Annotated in this window: 32 protein-coding genes; 21 read left to right on the top strand and 11 right to left on the bottom strand. The window is 58.1% G+C overall.

Annotated features, from left to right (window positions below; genetic code table 11):
- The first annotated feature begins 1 nt into the window (after nucleotide 1).
- Entirely contained in the window at nucleotides 2-1615 is a 1614-nt protein-coding gene (locus tag EDE08_RS03255; protein ID WP_131867097.1) for a hypothetical protein, read from the top strand.
- Nucleotides 1616-1678: 63 nt separating this feature from the next.
- Here the strand turns inward: EDE08_RS03255 and EDE08_RS03250 are convergent, their stop codons facing one another.
- Nucleotides 1679-2416 (bottom strand): hypothetical protein, encoded by a 738-nt coding sequence (locus EDE08_RS03250; RefSeq protein ID WP_131867095.1) that lies wholly within the window; start codon nucleotides 2414-2416, stop codon nucleotides 1679-1681.
- A gap of 148 nt (nucleotides 2417-2564) precedes the next feature.
- On the opposite strand from EDE08_RS03250, the gene EDE08_RS03245 reads away from it, so the two are divergent.
- From EDE08_RS03245 to EDE08_RS03225, 5 genes are all read left to right on the top strand, one after another.
- Complete coding sequence (locus tag EDE08_RS03245) at nucleotides 2565-2927, top strand: hypothetical protein (protein ID WP_131867093.1); 363 nt, start codon at nucleotides 2565-2567, stop codon at nucleotides 2925-2927.
- A gap of 33 nt (nucleotides 2928-2960) precedes the next feature.
- Nucleotides 2961-3317, top strand: coding sequence for a hypothetical protein (locus EDE08_RS03240; protein WP_131867091.1), 357 nt, complete (start codon nucleotides 2961-2963; stop codon nucleotides 3315-3317).
- Nucleotides 3318-3522: 205 nt separating this feature from the next.
- Nucleotides 3523-5214 carry a terminase large subunit gene (locus EDE08_RS03235; RefSeq protein WP_131867089.1) on the top strand — a complete coding sequence of 564 codons (1692 nt, stop codon included), beginning with the start codon at nucleotides 3523-3525 and terminating at the stop codon, nucleotides 5212-5214.
- Nucleotides 5215-5696: 482 nt separating this feature from the next.
- On the top strand, nucleotides 5697-7736 hold the full coding sequence (locus EDE08_RS03230; protein ID WP_131867087.1) for a hypothetical protein: 2040 nt from the start codon (nucleotides 5697-5699) through the stop codon (nucleotides 7734-7736).
- Entirely contained in the window at nucleotides 7733-8068 is a 336-nt protein-coding gene (locus EDE08_RS03225; RefSeq protein ID WP_131867085.1) for a hypothetical protein, read from the top strand. Before EDE08_RS03230 ends, EDE08_RS03225 begins: the two co-directional genes overlap by 4 nt.
- 18 nt (nucleotides 8069-8086) lie before the next feature.
- Here EDE08_RS03225 and EDE08_RS03220 read toward each other — a convergent pair whose 3' ends face one another.
- Nucleotides 8087-8581, bottom strand: coding sequence for a hypothetical protein (locus tag EDE08_RS03220; RefSeq protein ID WP_131867083.1), 495 nt, complete (start codon nucleotides 8579-8581; stop codon nucleotides 8087-8089).
- Between the two features lie 76 nt (nucleotides 8582-8657).
- Between EDE08_RS03220 and EDE08_RS03215 the strand changes: the two genes are divergently transcribed.
- From EDE08_RS03215 to EDE08_RS03160, 13 genes are all read left to right on the top strand, one after another.
- Entirely contained in the window at nucleotides 8658-9011 is a 354-nt protein-coding gene (locus tag EDE08_RS03215; protein ID WP_131867081.1) for a hypothetical protein, read from the top strand.
- A 133-nt stretch (nucleotides 9012-9144) separates the two neighbouring features.
- Complete coding sequence (locus EDE08_RS03210; protein WP_131867079.1) at nucleotides 9145-10041, top strand: hypothetical protein; 897 nt, start codon at nucleotides 9145-9147, stop codon at nucleotides 10039-10041.
- Between the two features lie 29 nt (nucleotides 10042-10070).
- On the top strand, nucleotides 10071-11390 hold the full coding sequence (locus tag EDE08_RS03205; protein WP_131867077.1) for a hypothetical protein: 1320 nt from the start codon (nucleotides 10071-10073) through the stop codon (nucleotides 11388-11390).
- A gap of 10 nt (nucleotides 11391-11400) precedes the next feature.
- Nucleotides 11401-11781, top strand: coding sequence for a hypothetical protein (locus EDE08_RS03200; protein ID WP_131867075.1), 381 nt, complete (start codon nucleotides 11401-11403; stop codon nucleotides 11779-11781).
- A gap of 73 nt (nucleotides 11782-11854) precedes the next feature.
- Nucleotides 11855-12286, top strand: coding sequence for a hypothetical protein (locus EDE08_RS03195; RefSeq protein WP_131867073.1), 432 nt, complete (start codon nucleotides 11855-11857; stop codon nucleotides 12284-12286).
- Between the two features lie 3 nt (nucleotides 12287-12289).
- Entirely contained in the window at nucleotides 12290-12574 is a 285-nt protein-coding gene (locus EDE08_RS03190; protein ID WP_131867071.1) for a hypothetical protein, read from the top strand.
- Between the two features lie 19 nt (nucleotides 12575-12593).
- Nucleotides 12594-13442: a hypothetical protein gene (locus tag EDE08_RS03185; protein WP_131867069.1), complete on the top strand. Its 849-nt coding sequence runs from the start codon at nucleotides 12594-12596 to the stop codon at nucleotides 13440-13442.
- 22 nt (nucleotides 13443-13464) lie between these two features.
- Nucleotides 13465-14889 carry a hypothetical protein gene (locus EDE08_RS03180; RefSeq protein ID WP_131867067.1) on the top strand — a complete coding sequence of 475 codons (1425 nt, stop codon included), beginning with the start codon at nucleotides 13465-13467 and terminating at the stop codon, nucleotides 14887-14889.
- Nucleotides 14889-15614, top strand: a complete 726-nt coding sequence (locus EDE08_RS03175; RefSeq protein ID WP_131867064.1) for a hypothetical protein — start codon at nucleotides 14889-14891, stop codon at nucleotides 15612-15614. Before EDE08_RS03180 ends, EDE08_RS03175 begins: the two co-directional genes overlap by 1 nt.
- A 29-nt stretch (nucleotides 15615-15643) precedes the next feature.
- Nucleotides 15644-16879 carry a hypothetical protein gene (locus tag EDE08_RS03170; RefSeq protein ID WP_131867062.1) on the top strand — a complete coding sequence of 412 codons (1236 nt, stop codon included), beginning with the start codon at nucleotides 15644-15646 and terminating at the stop codon, nucleotides 16877-16879.
- On the top strand, nucleotides 16876-17016 hold the full coding sequence (locus tag EDE08_RS38205; protein WP_165935671.1) for a hypothetical protein: 141 nt from the start codon (nucleotides 16876-16878) through the stop codon (nucleotides 17014-17016). The genes EDE08_RS03170 and EDE08_RS38205 overlap by 4 nt, the downstream gene beginning before the upstream one ends.
- A gap of 84 nt (nucleotides 17017-17100) precedes the next feature.
- Nucleotides 17101-17331 carry a hypothetical protein gene (locus tag EDE08_RS03165; protein ID WP_131867060.1) on the top strand — a complete coding sequence of 77 codons (231 nt, stop codon included), beginning with the start codon at nucleotides 17101-17103 and terminating at the stop codon, nucleotides 17329-17331.
- A 1-nt stretch (nucleotide 17332) separates the two neighbouring features.
- On the top strand, nucleotides 17333-17587 hold the full coding sequence (locus EDE08_RS03160; RefSeq protein WP_131867058.1) for a hypothetical protein: 255 nt from the start codon (nucleotides 17333-17335) through the stop codon (nucleotides 17585-17587).
- A 60-nt stretch (nucleotides 17588-17647) separates the two neighbouring features.
- On the opposite strand, the gene EDE08_RS03155 is transcribed toward EDE08_RS03160, so the two are convergent.
- The 8 genes from EDE08_RS03155 to EDE08_RS38200 all read right to left on the bottom strand — a co-directional run bounded on the left by EDE08_RS03155 (nucleotide 17648) and on the right by EDE08_RS38200 (nucleotide 21934).
- Nucleotides 17648-18136, bottom strand: a complete 489-nt coding sequence (locus EDE08_RS03155; RefSeq protein ID WP_131867056.1) for a hypothetical protein — start codon at nucleotides 18134-18136, stop codon at nucleotides 17648-17650.
- Between the two features lie 87 nt (nucleotides 18137-18223).
- Nucleotides 18224-18559, bottom strand: coding sequence for an HNH endonuclease (locus EDE08_RS39580; protein WP_131867054.1), 336 nt, complete (start codon nucleotides 18557-18559; stop codon nucleotides 18224-18226).
- A gap of 220 nt (nucleotides 18560-18779) precedes the next feature.
- Nucleotides 18780-19031 (bottom strand): hypothetical protein, encoded by a 252-nt coding sequence (locus EDE08_RS03145; RefSeq protein ID WP_131867051.1) that lies wholly within the window; start codon nucleotides 19029-19031, stop codon nucleotides 18780-18782.
- A 302-nt stretch (nucleotides 19032-19333) separates the two neighbouring features.
- Nucleotides 19334-19831 (bottom strand): hypothetical protein, encoded by a 498-nt coding sequence (locus EDE08_RS03140; RefSeq protein ID WP_131867049.1) that lies wholly within the window; start codon nucleotides 19829-19831, stop codon nucleotides 19334-19336.
- Between the two features lie 37 nt (nucleotides 19832-19868).
- A complete protein-coding gene (locus EDE08_RS03135) occupies nucleotides 19869-20363 on the bottom strand; it encodes a hypothetical protein (RefSeq protein WP_131867047.1) in 495 nt (164 codons plus the stop codon).
- A 126-nt stretch (nucleotides 20364-20489) separates the two neighbouring features.
- Nucleotides 20490-20978: a hypothetical protein gene (locus EDE08_RS03130; protein WP_131874986.1), complete on the bottom strand. Its 489-nt coding sequence runs from the start codon at nucleotides 20976-20978 to the stop codon at nucleotides 20490-20492.
- Between the two features lie 79 nt (nucleotides 20979-21057).
- Complete coding sequence (locus EDE08_RS03125) at nucleotides 21058-21738, bottom strand: hypothetical protein (protein ID WP_131867043.1); 681 nt, start codon at nucleotides 21736-21738, stop codon at nucleotides 21058-21060.
- A 19-nt stretch (nucleotides 21739-21757) separates the two neighbouring features.
- Nucleotides 21758-21934, bottom strand: coding sequence for a hypothetical protein (locus tag EDE08_RS38200; RefSeq protein ID WP_165935672.1), 177 nt, complete (start codon nucleotides 21932-21934; stop codon nucleotides 21758-21760).
- Nucleotides 21935-22505: 571 nt separating this feature from the next.
- On the opposite strand from EDE08_RS38200, the gene EDE08_RS03120 reads away from it, so the two are divergent.
- Together EDE08_RS03120 and EDE08_RS03115 are read left to right on the top strand one after the other, a co-directional pair.
- A complete protein-coding gene (locus tag EDE08_RS03120) occupies nucleotides 22506-22766 on the top strand; it encodes a hypothetical protein (RefSeq protein ID WP_131867041.1) in 261 nt (86 codons plus the stop codon).
- Nucleotides 22767-22893: 127 nt separating this feature from the next.
- The gene (locus tag EDE08_RS03115; protein ID WP_131867039.1) at nucleotides 22894-23124 is read left to right on the top strand and encodes a hypothetical protein; all 231 of its coding nucleotides are present in this window, start codon (nucleotides 22894-22896) and stop codon (nucleotides 23122-23124) included.
- Nucleotides 23125-23366: 242 nt separating this feature from the next.
- On the opposite strand, the gene EDE08_RS03110 is transcribed toward EDE08_RS03115, so the two are convergent.
- Nucleotides 23367-23576, bottom strand: coding sequence for a hypothetical protein (locus tag EDE08_RS03110; protein WP_131867037.1), 210 nt, complete (start codon nucleotides 23574-23576; stop codon nucleotides 23367-23369).
- Between the last annotated feature and the right edge of the window lie 606 nt (nucleotides 23577-24182).

Here is a 24182-nt window from a genome sequence, read left to right as displayed (position 1 = left end):
AATGACCCGAGCCGAATACGAGAAGAAGTTCGGCAAGCCGCCCGCAGCGGCTAAGGCTGCGCCCGTGAGGATGACCCAGGCCGAGTACGACGCCAAATACGGCAGAACTCCCGCTCCGAGCGTCGCGCAGAAGTTCGACACAGGCATGAAGGAAGCAACGGCCGCGCGGACAGCCGAGCTTAACCGCATCTCTGACGCGAATACGAAGGGGGAGCAGGGATTTGCTCGCTCGGCATTTCAAGCGGGCGGCCAGTTTGTAGGCGCCGCGGTAGACCCCTTCGTCCAAGGCGTAAAAGCTGCCGTGCCCGACTGGCTGAAGTCCGCGCTGGCCGTCGGCGCAAAGGCGGCGGCGCCCATCATTACCAAGCCTGCAGAGGCGCTTTCCAAGACCAAGCTCTTTCAAGAGGCCGCAGCTGCGTCACCGGAGCTTTCTATTGAGCGCGACATCAAGGCCTTTCAGGAATACCTAAACCTCGCGCCGGGACCCAAGGGTGCGGCAACCGCGGGACGGATACTTCCTAAAACCCTAGACGCTGCGATGGACACGGCCAAAGCAGCTTCACGGGCCGTTGCGCCGACCAAGCTTCAAAGCAAAGCGGTGTCCGCACTGGAAAGCGACATCCGGGAGGCCGCTTATGGAAATTCGCAAAAGGTGCTGGTCAGATCCGAGACTCGCGGAAAGGACCCCGTGCGATTTCTTGCAGAGCGCAACATCAAGCCCGACGTAAAAGGCGGCAAGATGGTAACGGCCGAGAAAGCCGATGCCTTGCACGCCTCCGCGGACCCCCTCAATGACCATTTGGATATGGGCTTGGCCGAGCTGGAGCAGTCCACGCCGCGCCGCAAGCTTTCCGACCTAGAGCAGCGCGCCATCAAGAATGTACGCACGGAGCGCAACATTGCAAATAACTCGGCAGGCGACTTTGAAGCCGGCATCCGCAGGGAATTCGCCGAGTATCGCAAGAGCTTTGGCGACGAGATAACGCTGCGCCAGGCTAATGCCATCAAGCGCGGCAAGTGGGGTAAGACGCCCTTTGACGCCTCGAAGCCACTCCAGAGCGATATCAATTATGCGATCGGTCGGGCAATGAAAGATGACATTGAGGCCACCGTGCCAAAGGAGGCTTTCGGGATACATGAGTTAAATGCGCATATCGGCGACATATACGACGCTGAGAAATTCCTGCGCACTCTCGATGGCCAAACGGTAAAGGGCGGAAGGCTAGGCAAGTATTCGGGTCGGATCATCGGCGCCGCTGTTGGGTCATCGGGTGGGCCGCTCGGCACGTTTTTTGGTGCACTTGGCGGCGATATGGTCGCTGAGTTGCTCCAACGCTCAACCTTCAGCAATCCGGTACGCGCTCTCCTTCTCCGCAATCTGCAGAAGGCGGACCCCGCCGCCTACCAGCAAGTGCTCGATTTCATGAAACGGGCAGGCATGGAGCGCGATACTCGCTTGGCTCTCCCTGGGGCCAGCTCGATCCCGATGGGTCCGCGCACTCCACCCGCCTCTTCGGTTACTTCGGTGCCGGCGGCAAAAGGCCCAACTGGCGTAAACACCAAGACGGGCAAATTCATCAAAACGTTTATGTCGACGCCTAAGAAAGAGAATTAGCGTCGTAAGCGGCTGATGAACCAGCATGCTGCAAGGAAGGCGAGAATATACGGCATATCGGCACTATACTGCATCCTTCGACCGAACGCGAGGATAAGAGCTGGACAGCGGCTGACCGAGACGTTGAGCTATTCTGTCGAAGAGCCAAGTTACCTTGCCATAGTTCTTGTCGGAAAGCGGCTCGCGAAGTCGTGGCTTGAGGCTATTTAAAATCACCTGCAGACCAACGTCCGCGGGGACCGGAGGAAGCTTGCCCGCCGCTGGGATGCCCGCCTCATCGAACTTCGCCCCACTGTGATTGCGGTTGGACGAATTGTCCAACCAATGCTGCATGAACTGGTTTGTGAATGGGTCAAGAAAATGCACGCCGTTTTCGCATGCGCTCAACCAGCTAACATCTCCCAGCTCAAGCAATTCGGCATCAAAGACAATCCGCGGCACGACCGCTATCTTCGATTCCAATTCATACGCACGATTTAATGCTGGCCCAAATACGACCTCATCGTCATGGTAAATATCGCCGATGGTGATGCCGCCCCGCAAGAGAAAATGCATTCCGGCAGTCATGAGCTGCATAGCGGCGATTGAGCGGAGAAAATACGGGACATTTCCGTCCAGAACGGGAGTCGAAATCACTATGTTATCCGAGAATGTGCTGACGTTAACTGGCACCTGCACCGGCATGCGAAGCACCCTAGCGTGAGATAGGATCATACGGCGCAGATTACCGATTTTCTCCTGGTCAGCTCCGGCCTTCTCAATCTCGCTTCGCCATCCGAGTACGTCATAGAAAACAACCACACGCTTCTCGTACAGCGGATTCCGCGCAAAATCCTCTAGTTTGTCCCCTACGTTCCTAGGGCTATCGTCTGCCACTATCCCCACCCCTCAACCCTGCTTTGTAACGCCGCATGGTACACTGGGCGCATTACAAGTTCACTCTTAAATCATGCTTCAAGTCGCTACGTTCCAGCTCCCTGACGGCCAAGAGAAAGCCAACGAGTTCCTGAAGGCGCATAAGCCAGTCGGAAATATCAACTTCAACCGCGACACTATCGTAATCTTCTACGAGGACGATCCTGCCGCCGATATTCTGGAGCTTCTGCAGAGCGTCACCAACGCCAAATTCCAGCAGGGGATCGCGCTGCACATGCTCAAGCGCGACATCGCCGGCCTCAATCGCGTCAAGAACAAGGACAGGTTCGACGAGCTGGACCATGCCATCCGCCAGACACAGGAGGCCATGGACGGCCAGGACGCGAAGGCCGAGTACCTCAAGACGATCATCGAAGAGAAGCGCGCCACCAAATAGCGTATGGCCAGAGGCACCCGCACAAAGCCCACTATGATGCAAGCGCGGGCTATCCAGCTGTTCGAGGCGAATGTCGTCGGTGGCGAGAATAAGACAGTCGAGCAAATACTATTGGAAGCGGGTTTTGGCCACGAGAGTGCGAGACAGCAGAGCAACGTAATGGCAGGTATCAAGCCTCATTTGCTCGACACCGTGGATTGGATGAAGAAGCACCGCATGGCCGTCCAAGCGCAGATGGATCTGAAGATCGACGATGCGACATACGACGAGCTGCGCAAATCGATGGACACGCTCACCTACAATATTCAATTGTTGGGCGGCAAGCCTACGGCGAATATCGCCATCAGCGCCGAGGTGCGGCACAGAATTGATGCGCTAATCGAAGACTGACCATGAAACGACAGGACAAAATCTACTATGGACCGCACCCCTGCCATCGAGGCTGTGGGGTGTTGATCGTGAAAGCTTCGATAGAACACGGCGGCGAAGAGTATTTAGCTCAACGAACACCAGGCATTATCTACCCGTCGGACCACCCGAAACTCACTTGGCGACGGCACAAATGCTCTAAGATGCGAAAGCGTTAGCCCCATGAATGAAACTTACCAAGCAGAAAATCGACCTACTCACTAACGGCACGCGCGAGGAGCGCGTCTACGCGTGCGCTAAATCCTTCAAGCTCTTTTGCGTCTTCTATTACAGCCGCTACTTCCGCTACCAGCTGGCCCCGTTCCACGACGATTTCTATCAGGACTTCGAAGATCTGGTGTACGGCCGCATCAAGGACGCGGCGTGGGTCGCCTACCGTGAGAGCGCCAAGACCTCCATCGCGGCCAACATGGGGCTCAGCTGGATCGCCGCCCGCAAGAAGGTCATCGACGGGCTCGCCGCCCAGGGCGAGAACGTGGACCACTGGGGCGTGCGCCGGTACGTCAACGTCGATTGCTACGACAAGGCCAATGCGGAGAACATCCTCTTCGATCTCGTGACCGAGCTGCAGACGAACGACCTGCTCATCGCGGACTTCGGGCACCTCTTCAACGCGCCGCGCTCCTCCGACCAGAAAGACCTCAAGCGCGTCGAGAAGTTCAACACGACCTCGGGCGTACGCTTCGAGGCACATACCGCCCTCACCCCGACCCGCGGGCGCAAAGTAGGTACGGAGCGCCCGGATTTCCGGCTAGGCGACGACTTGGAGAACGCCATCACGGCAGAGAGCCCCGCCGTCACCGAGAAGATCATCCGCGTACTCAGCGAGAGCAAGGCGGGGTTGCCCGACTACTCAGCCTCCCTCACACTCGGCAACTACATCAGCGAGCAGGGTGTGGTGGCCTACATCATGAAGCTGGTCGCGGGCGCAGGCGGACGGGTGCGCTTTATCCCGGTCGTCGACAAGCAGGGCAACATCTCATGGCCAGACAAATACGTGAAGACCGACGCGGAGGCCGCTGAGGTGAACGCGGGGATTACTGACCCGAGCAAGCGCAAGATTTCCCTCGAGAGCAAGAAGCGGGAGTTAAACGCGGGCGGGCGGCGCATCTATGAGGTAGAGATGATGCTCGACCCGGTCGCGGCGGGCTCGCCCTTCTTCGACCGCGCAGCTATTGAGCGGCTCATCGCCCAATGCACGGAGTCTAAGGAGGTAAAAGCAGGCTTTCATATCTGGGCAGACTACAACCCCTCCCACCGCTACGCCATCGGCGCGGACACCGGCAAGGGCAACGGGGGAGACCACTCGACCTCCTGCCTCATCGACTTCTCAACCGTCCCTGCCCGCCAGATCGGCTCCTATGCCAACAACATGATCCCGGCCGACCAGTTCGCCTACGAGCTGAAGCGGCAGGCCGACCTGTTCGGCTCCTGCCTCGTCGCGCCCGAGAAGAACAGCGAGAGCGGCGGCTCATGCCTCACCACACTCAAGATGATCTACGACACGAACGTCATCTATCGGCAGGTGCCGCTCGACCGCATCAGCGACCAGCCTCTTGGAAGCGGGGAGCTGGGCTGGGAGACCAACAGCGCTACCAAGTACACCATCCTCAACGACCTGCGCACGGCGGTCGAGGACGGGCTTTTGATAATCAATGACGAGCGCATTTTGCGCGAGATGAAGAGCTTTACTCACACGGACGCCGACGACCTGGGCCGGAGCCGCGTTGGGCACTTCACCAACCACTTCGACCTACTGATGGCCATCGCAATTGCGTGGGAGATGCGCAAGCACGCCAAGGCCAAGGGACCGACCTCTACGTACGAGCAAGAACCCTATGAACGAACAGGCCTCTAAACAGGCGAAGGAGTGGGGGAATTGCCCGAAGTGCGGGTATTTCTACAAGCAGTCCGTCGTGGACGAGTGCCGCATGTGCCATCACCCGTGGCGCCTGCCCGTGGGTTATCAACAGCCGCCGTATGAGGCGCCGGGCTTAGACTAAGGCCATGGCGATGCACTTTCTTAATCTGCGATGCGGGGAATGCGAGCGCATCTACTCCGTTCGCCGGCCGCGCAATCCTAACCAGGTCGCGGCGGTGGTCGCACTCGTGAGGTGCCCGCACTGCCATCCCGAGGCGCTAAAGGCCGTATGCGGCGCGTGCCGCCTGCCCTCCAGCATCTTCCCAATCCATAGCAACGGCGTATGCGGCCCGTGCGCGCGCTGGCAGTTCTATCTGCGCCTCTCCTCCGAGAAGCGCGACGTTGTTCGGAAAGGCGAGCGCAAGCGCTGGAGGACGGCCCATGCGTTACAAAGCGCCTAGCCTCCGTATCCTGAGAGCATGGAATACTCCAATGACGACGAGAAGGATTCGTCTGTCGATCCTAAAGCTAAGAGCAACAAGCTCGCTGACGAGACTACCGAGCGCGCCGCGCGCCTCGTTGCCAATTGCAACCGCTTCAAGCAGCCGCGACTAGACCGCATCCAGCTTTACCGCGACCTCTACGCAGGTAAGACCAAGAAGAAGTACCGCCAGCCGTTCAATGTGGTGCTGCCCGTCTTCTCCGGCGCCATGGACACCTTGGCGGCGGCGTTCAACGACGACCTGTCCGTTGAGCTGAAGGAGCAGGAGCCGGCCGACTATATTGCCGTGCGCAAGCTCGACACACTCTGGCAGATGGAGCTGATGTCGGGGGCACCCAACGCCAAGTTCGCCCTCAAGACCCGCCAAGACCGCCATAACGCGCTCTTCTCAGGTCGCGGGTTCATGGCCAACTACGCTGTGTCCACGCCGGAGTACAAGAACTGCTTCGAGATCTTCGAGCTTGAGGACGCCATCTTCCAGCCGGACGGCGGCGGCCACTGGGAAAATCACCAGTATGCCGGGCGCCAAGATATCGTGCGCTCGGCGGCCGACCTGAAGAAAGGTTCCTACGATCAGCAGCAAGTAAAGGCGCTCCTGGATCTTGCTGCCAAAACGGATTATTCGCCGAAGTTCGAGGGAGCCGATGGCGAGAGCGCAATGGCCGCGCTCGGCAAGTTCAAGGCTATGGGTCTCGCACCCGAGGCAAACAACTATATCGGCGAGCAGATGTTCAAACTCGTCGAGATGGCCATCACCATCGAGGGCATCCGCTACTACATCGTCTTCTCGCCTTGGTACAAGGTGTGGCTGCGCTTCGGGAAGCTGCAGGATATCTGCTCCTCCAACCTGTACCCGTGGGTGTCGTGGGCCACGCACGAGGACAATAAGAACTTCCTCTCCAAGAGCTTTGCCGACGACCTCTATGGCGTCGCCGATGCCACCCACACGTTTTTCAATCAAGAACTGACCAACCGCGAGAAGCGGAATTTCAACGCGCGCGGCTACGACATCAGCATGTTCCCGGACGTGGCCAAGCTCGACCAGGCGCAGACCCGGCCGGATGCCTTGGTCCCCGTCAACGTGCCCGCCGGCAAGCGCATTGAGGACGGGATATTCACGTTCGAGACGGCCGAGCTGCGGGGCACCATCGACCTACTGGATTGGATGCAAGGCGAGGCAGGCCGCGACGTGGGCGTCACCGACCTGTCCATGGGCGGCGTGCAGCAGGCCTCCAAGAAGGCGACCGTGGTGTTTGCCGAGCAGCAGAGCATTTCCAAGCGGCTGTTGCTGCGCTCCAGCTCCTACACCGAGGCAATGGGGGAAATAGCCAAGCTGTTCATCCAAGGGTGCAAGGACCATCTCCCGGCCAAGAAGGCGCTCAAGAGCCTCGGCATCGAGGGGGAAGGATGGGAGCCGGTCATCCGCCGCACGGACCTCGACCTCTACTCCGAGCCGGACGTGCGCGTGGTTTCCTCGACAGTGGAGATGCAGCAGTCCCAGCTGAAGAAGGAGGCGCGGCTCGCCACCATCGACAAGATCATCTCCAACCCGGTGCTCATCTCTCAGGTGAATCCGCAGGGCATCACAGCGGAGCTGTTGAAGTCGGGAGCTGAGTTCGACGACGCTGAGGTGAAGCTCCTTATGGACACAAAGAACTACGGCAGCAAGGAAGAGGAAGCCCGCGCGCACCAAGCCATCCAGGCCGTGCAGCACGGCGAGAAGCTGGAGTACTTCTACGGCGCGACCACACTCTTCATGCAGATCATCCACGACTTCGCCATCAATAACCGCGTCACGCTCGGCGACCGCCGCTATCAGACACTTATTCAGTACGAGATGGCGCATGCCCCGATCGCACAAGAGAACATGCTGCGCAAGGCAGGGCAGCAGGCGGCGGCCGCTGCGGCGGAGCAGCCGAACGAGGGTGCTGAGCCCCCTCCCGAGCGCCCCGCGCTGCCCGGCGCGATTCCTAGCCCGGGCGCGCAGGTGCGCCAGGTCGCGCAAAACCTCGCATGATTGACCCCTATCCAAAACTGGCGGAGCTAAAAAAACAGTACCCGGACGATGTCGCGCGGATCGAGCAGGACGAGAAGGCCATATCTGACCTCTTGCGCAAGCAAGACTACGCCCTGCAGCCGGTCACGCAGGAGCTTTTGACGTTGTGCCGTAAGGATATTTTGGCGGCCCAGCGGATACTCGCGACTGACCGCATTCTTTTGCCGGAAGCGCGCGCCGAGCTGTGGCACGTTATAGACGCGCGGCTATGGTTCGTCAGGATTGTTGCTAAGGACTACGCAGGCGAGTTGGCCCAGTTGGACCGGGAGCTAGAGGCCGAGCTGTCGCGTTAGCCAGAATGACCAAGCTCTCTACCATTTTGAACCGGTCCCCCTTTGCTTTTCATACATCTTGTTCGGCACGCCATCCAAGAAGTTGGCTGCCTCTGAGGTAAGTTGCGTTGCGTTGCACTCTTCCTTTGCTGTTTTAAGATCTGTCTCAATCAATTGTAGTAGTCCGTCTTGATCGGAGGTGCGCTCCCGACTTTCAAGTTCATCGCGAGCTTTCCTGAGGCGCGTGAGCTTTTCGTTGCACTTCTTTTGAAGGACTTTCGCGGGATCGCTCAATTCAAAAAATCCGATTTGATCCGCATCATCTATTGATTTCGTAAGGCGGTCACGGAGAGCTTCTATCGCCGCCATCGTTGGATGAATGAGGCTCAAGCCCTCTTGCTTCTTCAGCGTAAATTCCATCATACGCTTGTCTTTGTCGGATTGCGCGGATCTCACGAGGTTCACCAGCGACAAAACAAACCCGGATACTCCGACCAGGATGCCGAAAAGAATCCCCCAGTCTTTTAGGTGCATATCTTCCCCCAGACTGCCGTTACAAAGCTCGGGCCTACTTTAGAATGTGGGCATAGTAGTAATCAACCAGCTTATTATGGCAGCAAAGACCAAGGAGCAGAAAGCGGCGGAGGCAGCAGCAAAGAGGACTGAGGTCCTTACCCACGGCCTCAAAGCAGCCGGCGTTGCGCTCACCGGCAGCGAGACCCCCGCAGAGATCGAGGCGCTCGCCGAAGTAAATGGCGTCAAGGTTCTCTCCCCTGAGGAGGCCAAGGCCGCAGAGAAGGCAGCAAAGGACGCTGCCAAGTCAGGCGGTCCCATCACGGTCAAGTACCGCGATCACAAGGGCGAGCCGACCGAGCGCGTCTTCTCTGAGGACGTTCACGGCAAGGACTTCGCCAAGCTCGCAGCAGAGTTCAAGGAGACCAACGCGTCGCGCATCATCGCGTAGCTTTAGGGTCCGCGGAGATCCCGCGGGCCTCATAAGCGCCACGAGGTGCTTCCCGCCCCCACGGCATTATCGGGGAAAGTTTCTAGGAGTGCTTACAACCTAGCCCTCTACCCCGAGGCATTAAACGGGACGCATGGACGACGCAGAACTTCATTTTCCGGGCCAAGAGCAGGAGGCTCCCGCACCCGAGGCACCAAAGGACGAGCCGAAGCCTGAAGAGGCGCCGGCACCTGAGGACAAGGCTCCCGAGGCTGACAAGCCGGAGGACAAGCCAGAAGATAAGCCCGCTGACGAGCCAGCTCCCGAAGTCCCATTACCCAAGAAACGGTCTATCTACGACGACCTGAAGGATACGCGAAAGGAGAAGAACGCTTTCAAGGACGCCGCAGTTGCCGCTCTCGAAGCCCAAGGCATAAAGCTGACCGGCAAAGAGACTGCGGAGGAACTGCAGGCGCTTGCAAAGAAGACACCTTCCGACGCCCCGGCACCCGCCGCGCCTTCAACCCCCACCGATGAACTTGAAGCCTACGCGCAGGAGCATGGCCTTGATGCCCCCGCTCTCGCTCGTTTGGCTGAGGTTCTCGGCAAGCGAATTCCCGCAGCACAGCTCTCCGAGGCCGATCGCCAAGAGCTTGAAACCCTCAAGGGGTGGAAAGCCACCAAGGACGCCGAGGAGCAGCGAGCGGCGGAGGACAAAGAAGTTCTCGCCACCGCGCCTACGGTGAAGACCCAGCTCGAAATCCATGACGATGCCGAACTCGACGCCGTCATGAAGGAAATCGTCAGGCTCTCGCATACGCCAGAGTTTCACGACAAAGAGGTGGACTACATCGTTTTTAGGAACAAGGACGCGCTCTCCAAGCTCGTTTCGCCGAAGAAGCCCTCATTTGAAGGGGGCGGATCACCGGCCGAAGCAGCCCCGGAGGTGGAGCCCGACTTCTCATCCGGCAAAGGCATCACGCCCGCAATGGCGGAGAAAGCCAGCCAGGGACGCGGCGGCAGCTCGCTCGAAATCCGCAAGGGGAAATAGTCGTAGGTAGGCTCTAACAGCTTACTCACGTGAATACATTTAAGTACCAGACCGAGTGGACCAAGGAGTACCAGAAGTCCAATTGGTCGATGCCGGTATACCCGGTAATTGCAGACACCCGCTTCGAGGCGGGCCTCAAGGTCGGTGACACGGTCAAACGCCGCTACCGCACCAACCCCATCTTCGCCAACGACCTTGGAACTGACGGTTCTTACACCGTGCAGAACTACACCGAGGGCGAGGAGTCGTTCACCATCTCCAAACAGAAGGAGGCAACGGTTCGCATCGTCAAGCCTGACGTGCTCCACACCGACCTTGATGTTACCCGCAGCTACGGCAGGCAGTTCTCCAACGCCATCTTCAACGAGATCGATGGAGATACGCTGAATGCGCTGCGTGCAGGAGCAGGCCAGACCTTGGACGACGGCAGCCTTGGCGGTACGGCCGGCAACGCCCTCACCGTCGGCATTGGCAACATTGCCGATCTCCCCGTCATCGCGATGGAGAAGTTCATGGGCGCGAACGTGGTCTACAACAACAACCTCCGCTTCGGTAAGCTGGCGTATGAGGACTACGGCGGCATGCTCTGCTGGATACTCCCTCCGCAGGTGTGGAGCGTCATCCAGAAGTACATCATCGCCCGCGGCACCCCGCTCGGCGACAATGCGACCGTCAACGGCTATCGCGGCATGTTCGGAGACTTCAACCTGTTCATCTCGAACAACCTGCCGTTCGCGGCAAGCTTAGCGCTGAGCGTTAACCCGACGGATGGCGACACCATCACGATCAAGGGCGTCACGCTCACCTTCAAGTCGACCGTGGACGCGGGCGTAACCGCAGGCCAGGTCAAGATTGCCTCAACCGCAGCTCTCACTGTTGCCAACCTCGTTGCGTTCCTCAACGCGCCGACCACGACCGTAGCAGACGCGACCAACGCCGGGTACAACAGCATCGGCTCATCGACCGTGGTCGAGAACGGCTTCACTATCAACAAGTCGGATGCTTTGCACGGCTTGGTGGCGACCAACAACACCACGTCGGTCGGCATCGTCATGAAGGGTACGGGCAAGGTGACGCTCTCTTCGAGCTTCACTTCCGCTTCGAACCTCTTCACCGCCGCGACGCAGTACGTTGCATCGTTCTTCACGGTTGCGAAGAACGTATCGCTTGCGGTGCGCCAGGACCCGGAGATCTACGAGAACCAGGTCTCGGGCAAGATCGCCCGCGACTACACCATGTGGACGGTCTACGACAACAAGGTGTTCCAGGACCAGGCGCGCGCAACGATCCTCCTCAAGGTTCGCGCTGACGCCACCGGCTTCACCACTTACTCGAACGTGCACGCCTAATTGACCGCTTATGACCCAGAACACCATTAACGCCCTTCTGGCGCTGGGAGTAGCAGCGGCAATCGCGCTCGGGAGCTTCCTTCTCGGCTACGGATCGCATCCGGCGCTGGCGCCGCAGCCGCAGTCTCTCGGCGGCGCTGGCGGGTACGAGGCCCTGCAGACGTGGTACAGGAACGGCATATATGCCGGTTCTGCCCAGCAGCTGACTGTCGATAGCAGCGGCAATATCGCCCTATCGAACTCGTCGGCGACCTCAACCATCAGCGGCGTAGGCTGCATCAGCGCCTTCGCGACCAGTTCTGCAACGCCGGTGAAGCTCGTCTTGTCCACCCTAGGAGCAACGTCGACTTTCAAGGGCACCGCCTACTGGTCTTACGGCACCTGTCCCTAATTACCCGCCTTCTTAGCCTCTCGTGCGGCTCCAAACGGGGCCGCACAATGAGGCTCGGAAGCAACACCCTCACATGAACATCAAAGAACATCTCGCCGCAGTGCTCGTCATCAGTTTGAGCGTCTTCTTGGCCCAGGGCCTGACGCTCGGTGTCGCTTCCTTGTTCCCGCGGCCGGAGGCTCCTCAGCACCTCGGCTCCTCGTCCGATAACACGCTCCCCAGCTACCCGACGACCATAGGCAGGGCATTTGTCGGAAGCTCTGACACGAGCGTTGTCGGCAGCAGCACCGCCCGCCAGTACCTCGCTATCAGCAACGCCAGCGGCGCGACCACCACGCCCCAGCTCGTCACCTGCAACTTCGGTGACCGCGCAGCGACGCTCTACAGCGGGTTCTCGATTGCCCCGAGCACGACCGTCGTGTTCAACCTCGACAATCTCTACCGCGGAGCAATCCATTGCATAGCTCCCGCTGCCGGCGCGCTTATCACCGTTACTGACTTCTAGCGTATGGACTTCACGACGATCGCTCAATTTGGCCCAACCGGACTAGCGATCGTCGCGTTCTACGGCATTTACAAGTTGTTCGACCAAGAGCGTAAGCGCAATGAGGACAGGCTAGACGCGCGCGATACTGCGATGCGCGAGCTGGAGCACGACATTCGCGAGCGGCTTTCGGCCCAGCTCATGGAGAACACGAACGCGCTGGAGGAGAACACCATAGCGATGAAGGCGAATACCGCTGTCACCAACAAGGTGCTGATAAAAATGCCGGATGCGTTACAAAGCTCGTAATTTGCGTACCCTGTAGAGCATGCAGGTTGCTCCCAATCAGATTTCGCCGGGCGAACCGTTCGATATCTTCTATTTCGTCCGCAATCCACTCGACAGCACGCCTTACTACGTCCGCGCCAAGGTCTACGACGTGCGCACGGGCGAGCTGCTCGACACCATCAGGCTCGACCAGTCGCCGACGAACGCGCGCCTTTTCATCAAGACAGTCCAAGCGCCGCCTGATCCGAGCGGCTACGGCCGCAACATCGTGGCCATCGCGAGCGTTTACACTGACAGCGGCTTTACGCAGCAGTCGGAGAGCTACGAAGAGCAGGAGCAATACTACCTCATCAAGGCGGTTGCCCCCGTCCTTGGCGGAGGCGGCGTGGATATGCGCGCTCTTCGCGAACTGGTGGAAGAGGTGGTCGCTAAAGGACTGGAGACGCTGCCCACTCCGAAGGAGTTTCCGGAGATGCCGTTCGACAGCGTCTTTGGCGCCCTTGGGGCCGTGCGGCGCGAGCTTAATCGGGTCCCCAAGGACATTTTCGACGCTACCCCAGTGCTTGCGGAATTGGCGAGCGTTCAGAAAGCCATCGCGTCACTGCCGGAGCCCGAGAAACTAGACCTCTCCCCTGTGCTCGCCGCCGTCCACGAATTGCCTAGACAGATAGAGGCCGCCGTCGCGAGCGCGAAGGCAGACATACAGCAGGTAGGCAAGGACGTGGCGAAGGAAATCCGCACGTCGCTCATGGCATTCGAGCAGGAAATCGTTGGCCGCGCCGACAAAGGGCTACAAGATCTTCTGAGCAGGCAGTCGCTCACCGTTCCGATGTCCGCGCTCACCAGTAGGAAGGAGCCAGAACCAATTGACGTGAAGCACTTAATGTAAATCTATGAGACACCTTGCCTACGTGCTTTTGACTGCCGCGGTATTTGCTCCTCTTGGCGTAATGGCCCAGGGCATTAGTCAGCTCCAACAGTTCACCTCGACAACTTCTCCAGCCAGCGCCATAACGCAGACCACCTTCGGTAAGGCATTACGGCTCACGGGCCAAGCGGCGGGGTGCGCCCAGTTCTCTGTCAACGGCACGCTCACATCGAGCGGCACGGGTTGCGGCGGGGACTTCACCTACCCCTTTCCTTCCAACGCTACTACGACCGTGCTGACGCTCAGCAACGGCGCGAATATCCCCAAGCTCACCAACCTCACCAGCAATGGGCTCGTAAAGACATCCAGCGGCAACGGCACGCTCTCCGTCGACACCAGCACCTATCTCACGACGGTAGATATCTCGGCTAACACGAACCTTTCAGTTACGTATCCGATCTTCCTCACCAACGACACTCTCTCGCTCGCCTTTGGGACGACAACTTCCAACACCTGGGGCGGCACGCAGGCTTTCACCAATCTCATTACCGGCAGCATTTCGGGCAACGCAGGGACAGCGACGGCGCTCGCGGCAAACGGCACGAACTGTACGGCGGGCAACTATCCGCTCGGCGTCGATGCATCCGGCAATTCGGAGAGCTGCACCGCGATAGGTGCCGGCACGTCTCCCTACGAGATCGCCACAACCTCTTCGGTCGCCGCGCCCCAGCTCGCCTACTTCACCAAGGCCAGCGGGCGCTCGACGCTCGGAAGCGTGGCGACGACCACTCTCGCGTTTTCAAGCTTCCCGGCAACGCTCTCCGGCGCTCTCGGTGCGTTGGTAGGGGGGGCAAACTCAACGCTCACCTGGTACGGCGTTTCCACGTCTACCGCCCTCGCGAACACGCAAATTCCGTACGGCACGGCCGCCAACACCATCGGTTCAGAGGCATCCTTTAGCTACGCTGCGGCAACAGACCTGCTTTCTGTAATAAATGCGTCAACTACCGCCCTGACAGCCTCCAGCTTTCTCCAGCTGCCCAGTAGTGCCTCGCAGGCTCCGGCTATCGCCGGCCACATTGCCTTCGACACAACCGACGGACAACTGAAGGTGGGCGACGGCTCGGCTACGACCGTGTTCAGTAAGTACCGCTATTTGACCGGCCTAAACGCCACGACGACAGCGTGGACGGCGACCAGCAGCGACAACAAGGTCGTCGCGCCGTTTTCGGGAACACTCAAGGACATCCAATGCAGCGTGCCCGCCGGAACGCTCAATGTGCAGGTGCTCGTCAATTCCACGAAAGTCCTGCCGATGTTCAATGCCTCTTCGACGGTCGGCACTGTGGCGTTCACGTCGGCAAACACATTCTCTCGCGGCGACGTTATCGAATTTGACTACGGGACCCCCGCGTCCTCTCCGCTCTCGAATTCCTGCTCTCTGCGCGCCATTGAATCGAGCACCTAATGAAACGATCACTAACCATAGGTGCGCTGCTCATACTGTTATTGGGCCACGCGCCTATCGCGTTCGCGGCCATCGCCTTCGACAACTCGACGACAAACCACACAGCATCTGCGTCATCGGCTACGTACTCGTTCTGCGTAGGTGCAGTGAGTAACCCTATTACCTATGTCGCGTTTTCGGCCAACAAGCTCGCATTGCCCGCGGTATCAAGCGTTACCTACGGAGGCGCGCCGTTAACTGCCTCAGCTTTCACCCCGCAGTCCCTTCCCACGGACGCAACGGTCAGGGTCTATCTGTACTATCTGCTCAACTCGCCTACTGGATGCAATAACGTAGTGATTACGTTCACCAGCACCGTAGACGAAGTGAACTCGCAGGCCGTGTCGTATTCCGGAGTGGGCAGCGTCACGACGGACACGCATGTAAGCGGTACCGGCACCAGCGGTACGCTCACTACGACCACTACGGCGGATAATTCATGGATTGTCGGCGTGTTCCGCAATAACAACAACGGCGACGGAACGGCTGGAAGCGGCACGACCAAGCGCGCGTTCGTCGCGGGACAAAGCGGCTTCTATGACACTAACGGCGCGAAGAGCCCCGCCGGCTCTTACTCGATCATATCGACGTTCGGAAGCGCCCAATACGGCGGAGTCGGAGTTTCCATGTCGCCATTTGTAGCCTCGCCTGCCTCCCGCCCATTCTTCCAAACGCAATGGTGGTAACTTATCGCGGTATACTATCGTGAACAGATATGGAGACTAAGAACTACGGCCTCATAGTCGACCCGGTACAGCCTGAAGATTTCGTTCTCGGCGCTTCCCAATCCCTCGCAACCAAGTACGGCGCGGAGCTTCTCAATCCATCCGGCGACTGGTCCCGCTTTACGCCATCCACGGAAGACCAAAGCACCAGGAACGGCGATACCTACGCCTGCGTCTCGTTTGGCACGACGAATGCGGTAGAGATGCTGGCGCGCGCCCGCGCGTTCAACGACGGCCTCAATCTGTCCGACCGCTTCCTTGCCAAGATGTCCGGGACGATCGTGGGCCAAGGCAACTCGCCCAAGACCGTCGCCGATGCCTTGCGCCATGGCTGGAGCGTCAACGAGCCCGAATGGCCCGATGAGGAAACTGTCGAGGCGTTCTATACGGAGATCCCCAACAACCTCAAAACGCTCGCGGTCGCGCGCGGCGCCGAGTACGAGTTCGGCTATCAGTACATCAGCAACAACACGGCCACGATAAGGGAGGCGCTCAGAAGCTCGCCCGTGTGCATTGCCGTCACGGCGTGGGTAGAGAAGGACGGCGTCTATGTGCGCGGTCCGTTCGCGGAGAACCACTGGACGACCGTCATGAAGGTCTTGGAGAACGGCAACTTTCTGTGCTTCGACAGCTTCTTTCCCTTCGTCAAGGAGGTGAGCCCGGACGCCTGCAAGTCGGTTGCGATGAGCTACTACCTCAATAGGCAGGTCGTTTCCAACAGCTGGTTCGCGAAGTTCATCAAGCAGGTGCTGGCTATCTTCAAGCAGCCCGCGGATACCCCCGTGAAACCGCATGAAACGGCCCAGGACGAGCCAAAACCGACCGAGCCGACCGTATCTACCCCTCCCCCAGCCACGAGCCGTTTGGACGCATTCTGCGCGGCCATAAAGGCGCATGAAGGCTGGTTTCCCGGCTCCCGGTCTTTCCGCAATAACAACCCGGGGAACTGTCGCTACAGCTCGGTCGGTTACCTCGACATCTACAAGCCAGTCCTGAAGGACGCGCAAGGCTTCGCGGTATTCAAGGACTACGCGACCGGATGGCTGTATCTGCAGAACCTCATCCGAGAGAAGATCAAGGCGCACCCGCAGTGGACGCTCCTGCAGTTCTTCAACAACTACGCGCCCGCAGGGGACAACAATGATCCGACAGCTTACGCGAACGCCGTGGCTAAGGCCGTCGGGCTCACGTCCGCTGATCTCATTTCAAAAATTCTGTCCGCATGAAAAAGAAACTGTACGCCATCGAAAAGAGACTATGGGCTACAAGCATTAAGGACGCTCTGAAGCGCGAGAAAAATACGCCGCCAAACGACATTTATACCGACCCCGACTGGCGTCGCAACAACACAGACAAAGAGTGAGTGCCGCGTAGCTCCCTGCCCGCGCCCTGCACGGTCGAAAGCGGACAGGGAGGTGCTCAGCACCGTTATCAGTAACCGATTTTTATGAGCGACAAACTCAAGCAGTACTTCTGGTCCTCGTTCGTCACCTTTATCAGCTCGTTTCTCATGACCGCGATTGCGATCTTGCAGGCGGCCCCCGCGAGCGAGGCGCTCAGCTGGAGCTTCGCGGTATCCCTCGCCTACACGGCCGGCCGCGCAGGCATCAAGGCGCTCACGCAATACCTCATGTCGGGATCGATGGGCGAGCTTCTTGGGGCCAAGGACCGCGTCTAGCATGGACTTCGACACAGCCAAGCAGCGCAAGTTCGATGCGGGGCGCGCGGCGCATCCGGACACCGACTGGAGCGCCGAGCATGTCGATGCAAGGCGCGAAGCGCAGGACGAGTTGCTGGATCTTTACTGGTACGCAGAACTATTGGGCGATGAGGTGCTCAAGGTGCGCATGCAGCTATGGTGCCGGGACATTTGGAACGAGCTACAAGACTTCGGACCCGAATACAGCCCCGGATTGCCGCCTAAAACACTCTGAGACGCGCGCTACCGTCAGAAACGATAAATGCCCCATCCTTTTCAGGTGGGGCATTTTGCGTCACTTCTGCGCGGTGCCCGGCGCCTCATCATAGGCGTCGCTGCGCTCTATGAGGACTTGGAGGTTGGTGCTTACCTTGTGAAGCCAGTTAAGACTGTTTTGGTGTTCATTGCCCAGCGCGTTGTTGAACGAGTAACTAGGGCCAGACATATCTAAAAATCGGTCACGAGCACTGGACCCCATGTTAGCCTCTATCCACTTTGCGGTAGTGTTGGCGTACTCATTTGTCTGCGTCACCCAGGCTTCGAGGGATTCGATCGTCACACTCGTGCGCATCAGTGCCTGCGCTCGGGAATAAAACAAGCTGAGCTGCGACCGAACTTCCGTCTTCCGCTTGTCCTTAGCGGCTTGAGCAATCTTTGTTGACGCTGCCTCTTGCTCAGTAGCCGCGGCTCTAAACCAAGCGTATCCCAAGGTAGAGACAGTAGCCATGAGAGCTAGGAATGCTCCCAAAGCCGCACCAGTGAACCAATACTGGAATGCAGGCATATCACCCCCCCAATTGAATTCGAAAATCTAACGAACCACTTATGAGGGAACAAGCCCGACTTTCCCCTCTGTTAATCAGTCGGGCAGCTACAGTGCCGGTCCTAGGTACTGCTCTCGCTCGTGAGGAGTCATGTACTTCCACTTCCGAGGCCTGCGGCGCGCATTCACGGCTATATATCGCAAGCTTGCCTCCCAAATATTCAACCCATTCGCCTTTGCGTAGTCGTGTAGCGCGAAATGATGTGTACGACACAACGGTACGAGATGTAGCTTGGCATCTTCGTCACCCAAGGCCTTATAGGTTTTGTGGTGAATGTCGGTGCGCGCTTTTCCACAAATAGCGCAGCGTTTAGAGTGCCAATATTTTGCGGCATTCCGCTTTTTCTTCCAAGCAGCGCTTTTCAAATAGGCTTTGTAATCCATTTTGGGTTCGGCCCGACTTTTTCCTCTGAATACCCTTCAGGGAAGCCATGCAGGCTAGTGTGTATCTGTCTCCCAGCCTGCTCTCTTTCCGATGCTGTTCAGATGGCAGGGTGCAATAGGGTATCAGCCTACTTAGTCGGCACGCATTTTCCCTGCTTTCGCAACAGAACCTGAAAGAGCTTAAGCGGCGGCGCGCTGAAAACTGAATAGGGCGTTAGGTCTAAATGCGCGTCATCACGTCGCCGCTGTGCGGGTCGTGCTTATGGCGTTTGAGGAGCTTCACATCGCTTTCGAGTTCATCGATACGCGTATCGTGGCTCTCATCGCTATTGTCGTTGATGCCGATGAATTTGAACGGCGGGCGCTTTTCGAGTTCTGCGCGCACCTCTTCGTACTTGTCCCAGTCGGGTTCTTTCTGGCTCTCAATCTTCCAAAGAAGGTCAAGTAGCTCTGTGGTGGTCTTGTTCTCCATAGAGTGTGTTGGGTGCCCTATTCAGTTTTCAACGAACCGCGCACCAGTTTACGCGCTATGGGGTTTACATCCGTTGAGCGGAGCGGATGGCCTGGGATGGCAGAGTTGGCGGACACAGTTCGCCCCCGAACCTCTTACGAGATGCGGGGGTCTACTGTGTATGATGTTCCGCCGAGAGTGGCGCGTATAAATCTTACCATATTGGTAAGATGCAGGCGCGTAACTGCCACTGTCTCGTTGAAAACCATACCCTCCAACTGTAGCACCGATGAAGCGACGCGAGGGCTAGGGTGTGGATAGCCTCAGCCACCAACTTGGCTCTTGAAGAGCCAATCTAGAGCTTTCTTCGCAATTGGATTGTCTAAGACCATCTTCAGCAATGACTTAGCTTCGGCCTTTTCGGTGGCGCTAGCCTCCGCGCCGTCCACGGCGTTGAAGAGCTTCTCCACGTCCATGGTCACGCTTTGGGTATTGCCCGACCCGCCCACCATCACGTTCTGAGAGGAATGCACATTCACGCTGTTGTCGATCGTTATCGCGATCGGCGGGGCACTCTCACCCTCGATGACGTCCACGCCGTAGGCGCTAATTTCACCTCTGCCAAAGATCTGATCACCACCTGACAAGCTTTGGAAAGTGATAAGTCCCTTCTCGTTGAGCTGCCGCAGGATATTTACGAGCACTGGCGACTCTATCTTTTCGAGCCCTGGCACATCAGCCGGGATGCCCGCATGACGATGAGTATGGCGGATGTCGTAAAGCGCACGGAGAACAATGCCGCGTGCGTCCTTGTCTTTCATCTCGGTCTCCGCTCTCGATAGCAGTGTAAAATTCGCCCTAGCAGGTCAGCAGGAAATCTTCCAGGTCTTCGCGGGAGAAGTCGGTCGCAATATCATTAGCCGCTGCGTACGGGTTTGCGACAGGAACGCCTTTTCTATCCACCAGATAGTACATGCCGAACGCTTGCCGCCTCAGCGTCCATCCGAACCCAGCCGCCATCATGGATAGGTGCTCGATATCAAAGGGCTCATGGGGAGGCGCCCTGAGCCGCTCGGGCTTCGGCAGCTTTGGCGGCAGCAACGGCGGCCTCGCTGCTGGGACCGGGCTGCTATGGGCTATTGGAAGCACGCCTTCCCGTTTCTGCTTCCGCTGCACCCAGCCCGCGTAATATTCAGCTTCGCTGACGCCCTTTTTGCGCGCGCGGCGGCGCATCGACTTGAGAGCGCCGCGAGAAGGCATCGATACGCCAGTCTCTTCCTTGTGCGCTTTGTTGGCTGCCGCTAGCAGGAGCAGCGCGAATGGGAGCAGAATAAACCCGACGACCTGCCACATCTTAGGGGGCTTTGCCTAGCTCTGCTACCTGCGAAGGAGGGTTGAGAACGTTGGTCACGTAGCCGATCAGCTCGACCGCCGACTGCCTAGCGTCTATTGGTTCAGCCACGCGATACCTCCGAGCATTTAGAAGACTAAAAACAGACCCTTGAGCAGCTGCTCCCGCTGAAAGACGAGGATGTGGACGAGGGGCAGGAACAAGACGACAAACATAAAAAGGGCTGCAGCGGCGTAAACGGCCTTCGCAATCTTCTTAACCGCAATAATTTGCGCTCTTGACCGGTTGAGGAGAGTAGTACGCGTACCTAACGCCGCGAAGATGGCTCGACGGGATATGTGCCTGTTCGGGAAGCGATACTGAGATGCGAACATGATCATCAGGGCAACGATTGCGACGTAGTGCAGCAAGCAAACAAGAAACAGCACCCCCTGGACGACGTCGGGGTCCTTCAGCGTGAACTCAAATCCACCGGCTTGAACCTTTTCCAGCCGCAGGTTCAGCGCTCCGAAGATGATGGCAACCACCCAAAGCGTATAGAGCCGCCCCAACAATCGGTCTAAGCGTTCGTTCGCGTACTCTGCCATTCGCTCGCTACTAGGCGGACGTACACCCATCGACTACTCTCCCCATTCCAGCTCCCGCGCCCGCCAGTAATCTCAGGCGCGGTTTGCCGAAATGTAAGTGTATACGCGTTTAGATTGTGGGGTCTACTCCGGCCCCCCAATCGCCCCCAGTTTCGGCAGGCGGCGTGTGCTTTTTCACTATGTCAGGGGCCTCCCGCTTTCCCGTGGCGGAAAACTCCTCATCTGCCTGCTGGTCATCCGTTGGAACGCCTACGGGCACTGTAGGATCGACAGGTGCGAACGGGTCGCCATTGTCGAACAATGCGTTCAGGTTGATGGGCATTGCCGCGAACGCCGCGGCAGCTTCAGCCGCTATCGGCGTGTGAGGGTTTGGCATGACCTGATACTCAGTGTCGAAGCCCGAACCGGACCGCGACACAGTGATGTCGTAGCCCTTCGGGTCGCCCCACTTCTTATTCTCCACGAGAGCCTTGATGGCGTCCATGACGCCCTGCTGGGTCACTTGGAGTATTTGCACCTTGCTTCCTTCTACATTCCACACGGGAAAGGCCCAGAAGTGCTTGATGCGCGACGGCTTGCTCTCGCCCGTCTTCTTGTCGATCTCATAGCGGATGTCAGCGGGTATGCCGACGAACGGCACGCGTGAACGAACGCCCTCGTCCTTGTTGTTCCAGTACTCATATCCGACGACAGCGGAGCCGAGAACGCGGAAGGTATTGTCACCTTCCACAAACTTCATGTAATTGCCGTTGACTGGAACCTTGTAACCTTCGGGTAGAAAATCGCTCATAAATTATTTTAGTTGGCTGCTATTGGTCATCGCGCCCGGTATTGCTGTCCTGCCTACTCTCCTGCGCTATCCAGAACTCGTGCTCCTTCATCTTCTTCATCGCGCGGAGCACCGCCTTCGCTCTCGGAGACATCAAGCCGCCGTAGACGCGCTGGTTGTGCTCCTCGATGAACTCCTCAATCCAAGCGGGGACCATAAGCCATTGCGTCCCTCTCCATCGCGCGCACCGCGTCGTTGGCTAGGATGTAGCGCGCCCGAGCGGCCTGCGCTTTAAGAGAGTGCTTCGTCGCCTTCGCGCTCTCCTCTACGAAGATGGAGAAGCTGTTGTCGCGCTCTTGGCGTGCGTCTTGTAATTCATTCATATACTTCGCTAGGTGCTGACCACAGTCAGCCCGCGGCCAGCATCCAGCGTCTGACTATTGATAATATGTGGTTCGCTGAGTGAAGCGGGCGAGGATTTGAAAGACACAGCTTTTCTCTCACCACAGCAAGAGCGGGGGCTGCCGACCCATAAGATTAAGTCCTTATAGTCACCTCGCATGTGTTCGCGCACTTACGTTAGCAGTATGCGTACTCCGCTTTCGCGGGGGATTTCTCCCTCCAACAACACACAGTAACCACTCGTCTTAGCGTCTACCTATTCCGCCACCGCTTCGTTCAGCGAACCACGTTCGACCTACCTCTATCGTCTCACGGATTGGAAAAGGTGCAAGCGGTTGTCCCCACCCATATCGCAGCGTCACTTTGCGTATGTTACACTAGAGTATATGAGCAAAATCAAATCACTGGTCGCGAAGGCGAAGGGCATTCCACTTTATAAGAACCGCATTCGTCAAAGCCGTGCAGACGCCAGATTTTCTCCTAAAGAGATCGAAGCATTGACGCTGGCTTGGTTTGTCGGCGAAGTGTCCTGGACACAGGCGGAGAAGGCGACTGGTTTCACAGGGTCGTCACTATACGGAATGTTCGCAACTACACTGAAACGCTTGTACGCGGCAGGTCGCATCAAAGTTGTAAAGCAAAAATGACCCGCCTTTGCCTCACCTGCCGCAAGGAAACGCACCAGGAGCTGAGGCCCTACTCGCCTGGTATGAAGATGTGGTGGTGTTTAGAGCACCAAGGGGTGGCGGCGGTTCGAGGTTCAACACATCAGACATGAATTACATCAAAGTCTTCAAAGAGCGTTCGGCCGACTTGGAGAAAAGGGCCAACGCATTCTTGGCTGATATTGCGAGCCGGGGCCACCGAGTGATGTACACGAAGGTCTGTAACAATGCCGACAATATGTACCTTGTTATCGTCGTCAACGACGAGCCGCACCCGCATAAGAGGGCGCGCGGTAGCATTGCGGGCAGTGCTGCTGCTTTGAGCGAAGATGCGACCTAAGTAGAGCGCCCGCCCGGTAGGCAAATCAGGTGCAAAAGTGTACAGAGCCGCATGACTCAGCACCGGCATTGCAAATGCGGCGCTATCTACCGCCGGACGGAGGCTATGGCCCCGCGGCGGGAGATGGACTGCTTTGATTGCTCCGTGTGCGGCGAGACCTTGGAGACGTGGAACACGGCGTGGGTTCCGACCTACCACTTGGTCGTACAACCTGTCGGCACTTCTCAGACCTCAAAGACCCCCTAGGCCGAGGCATCGTCCTCTCGCTTGCCTCCAGCGGCCGTCAATCGAGCAGCGATCTCGGCGCTTAGCTCCGACGCCATTTCGCGGAGCTGCTTGGCTATCCGGCCGAATGTTTCCCGCTTCTCCTGGTCTGCCGCAAGGCGGGCTATCAGGTCGCAGTCCTCTGCATTAACCAGTAGCTTCTCAAGTTCGGCTTTCAAATCTTTCATACGAGTCCTTCGTGCCCTGCCCAGTGACAATACGCCTAAAGGGTGAGCCAGCGGGTAAGTCTATTTTCTCCATTCGAGGGAACTGTTCCGGACCTCGCGAGTAGACTGACTACTTTGTAAATCGCAGGCATCACTATGCGGCTCATTTCAGTGCTTCAATACTTTCTGCAGCTTTTCCGTAGTCCCAACCAGGTAGTCACCTCCGGGCTCGGGACCCAGCCGCAGGACCAATCGAGCATGGCCGACTTTGTCCGGATACTGCGGGCCCAGGACGAGCTGTAGCATTTGCTGGGGCAACGGGGCCGTGAGGACCGGCGCTGATTCGCGGCTGGTCAACTGCAAAGAATCTCGTCACCACAGCTTGCTCCTTTCTGGCGCGCGGCTATCTTTCCCCCCGACACGGAGCTAGCCGAAGTGTGCTGGGGGTCTCCAACGAGGCTAGTAAATCGAAAACCCCCGGACTACTGGCTCAACGCGCGATGTCGGCTAAATTAGGACCCCGCGCAGGGAATGGAGAAGCACCATGACGGTGTTATTCACTCTCGAAGCCAGCCAACCGAGTGGGAAGACCTTTCGTCTTGGCTTGCGATGCAATCTGCATCTGGC

The sequence above is a fragment of the Bradyrhizobium sp. R2.2-H genome, assembly GCF_004346455.1.
GTDB classification, from domain to species: Bacteria; Pseudomonadota; Alphaproteobacteria; order Rhizobiales; family Xanthobacteraceae; genus Bradyrhizobium; species Bradyrhizobium diversitatis.
Note: the sequence above shows the minus strand (reverse complement) of the source record. Positions and strands in the feature narration are given on the sequence as shown.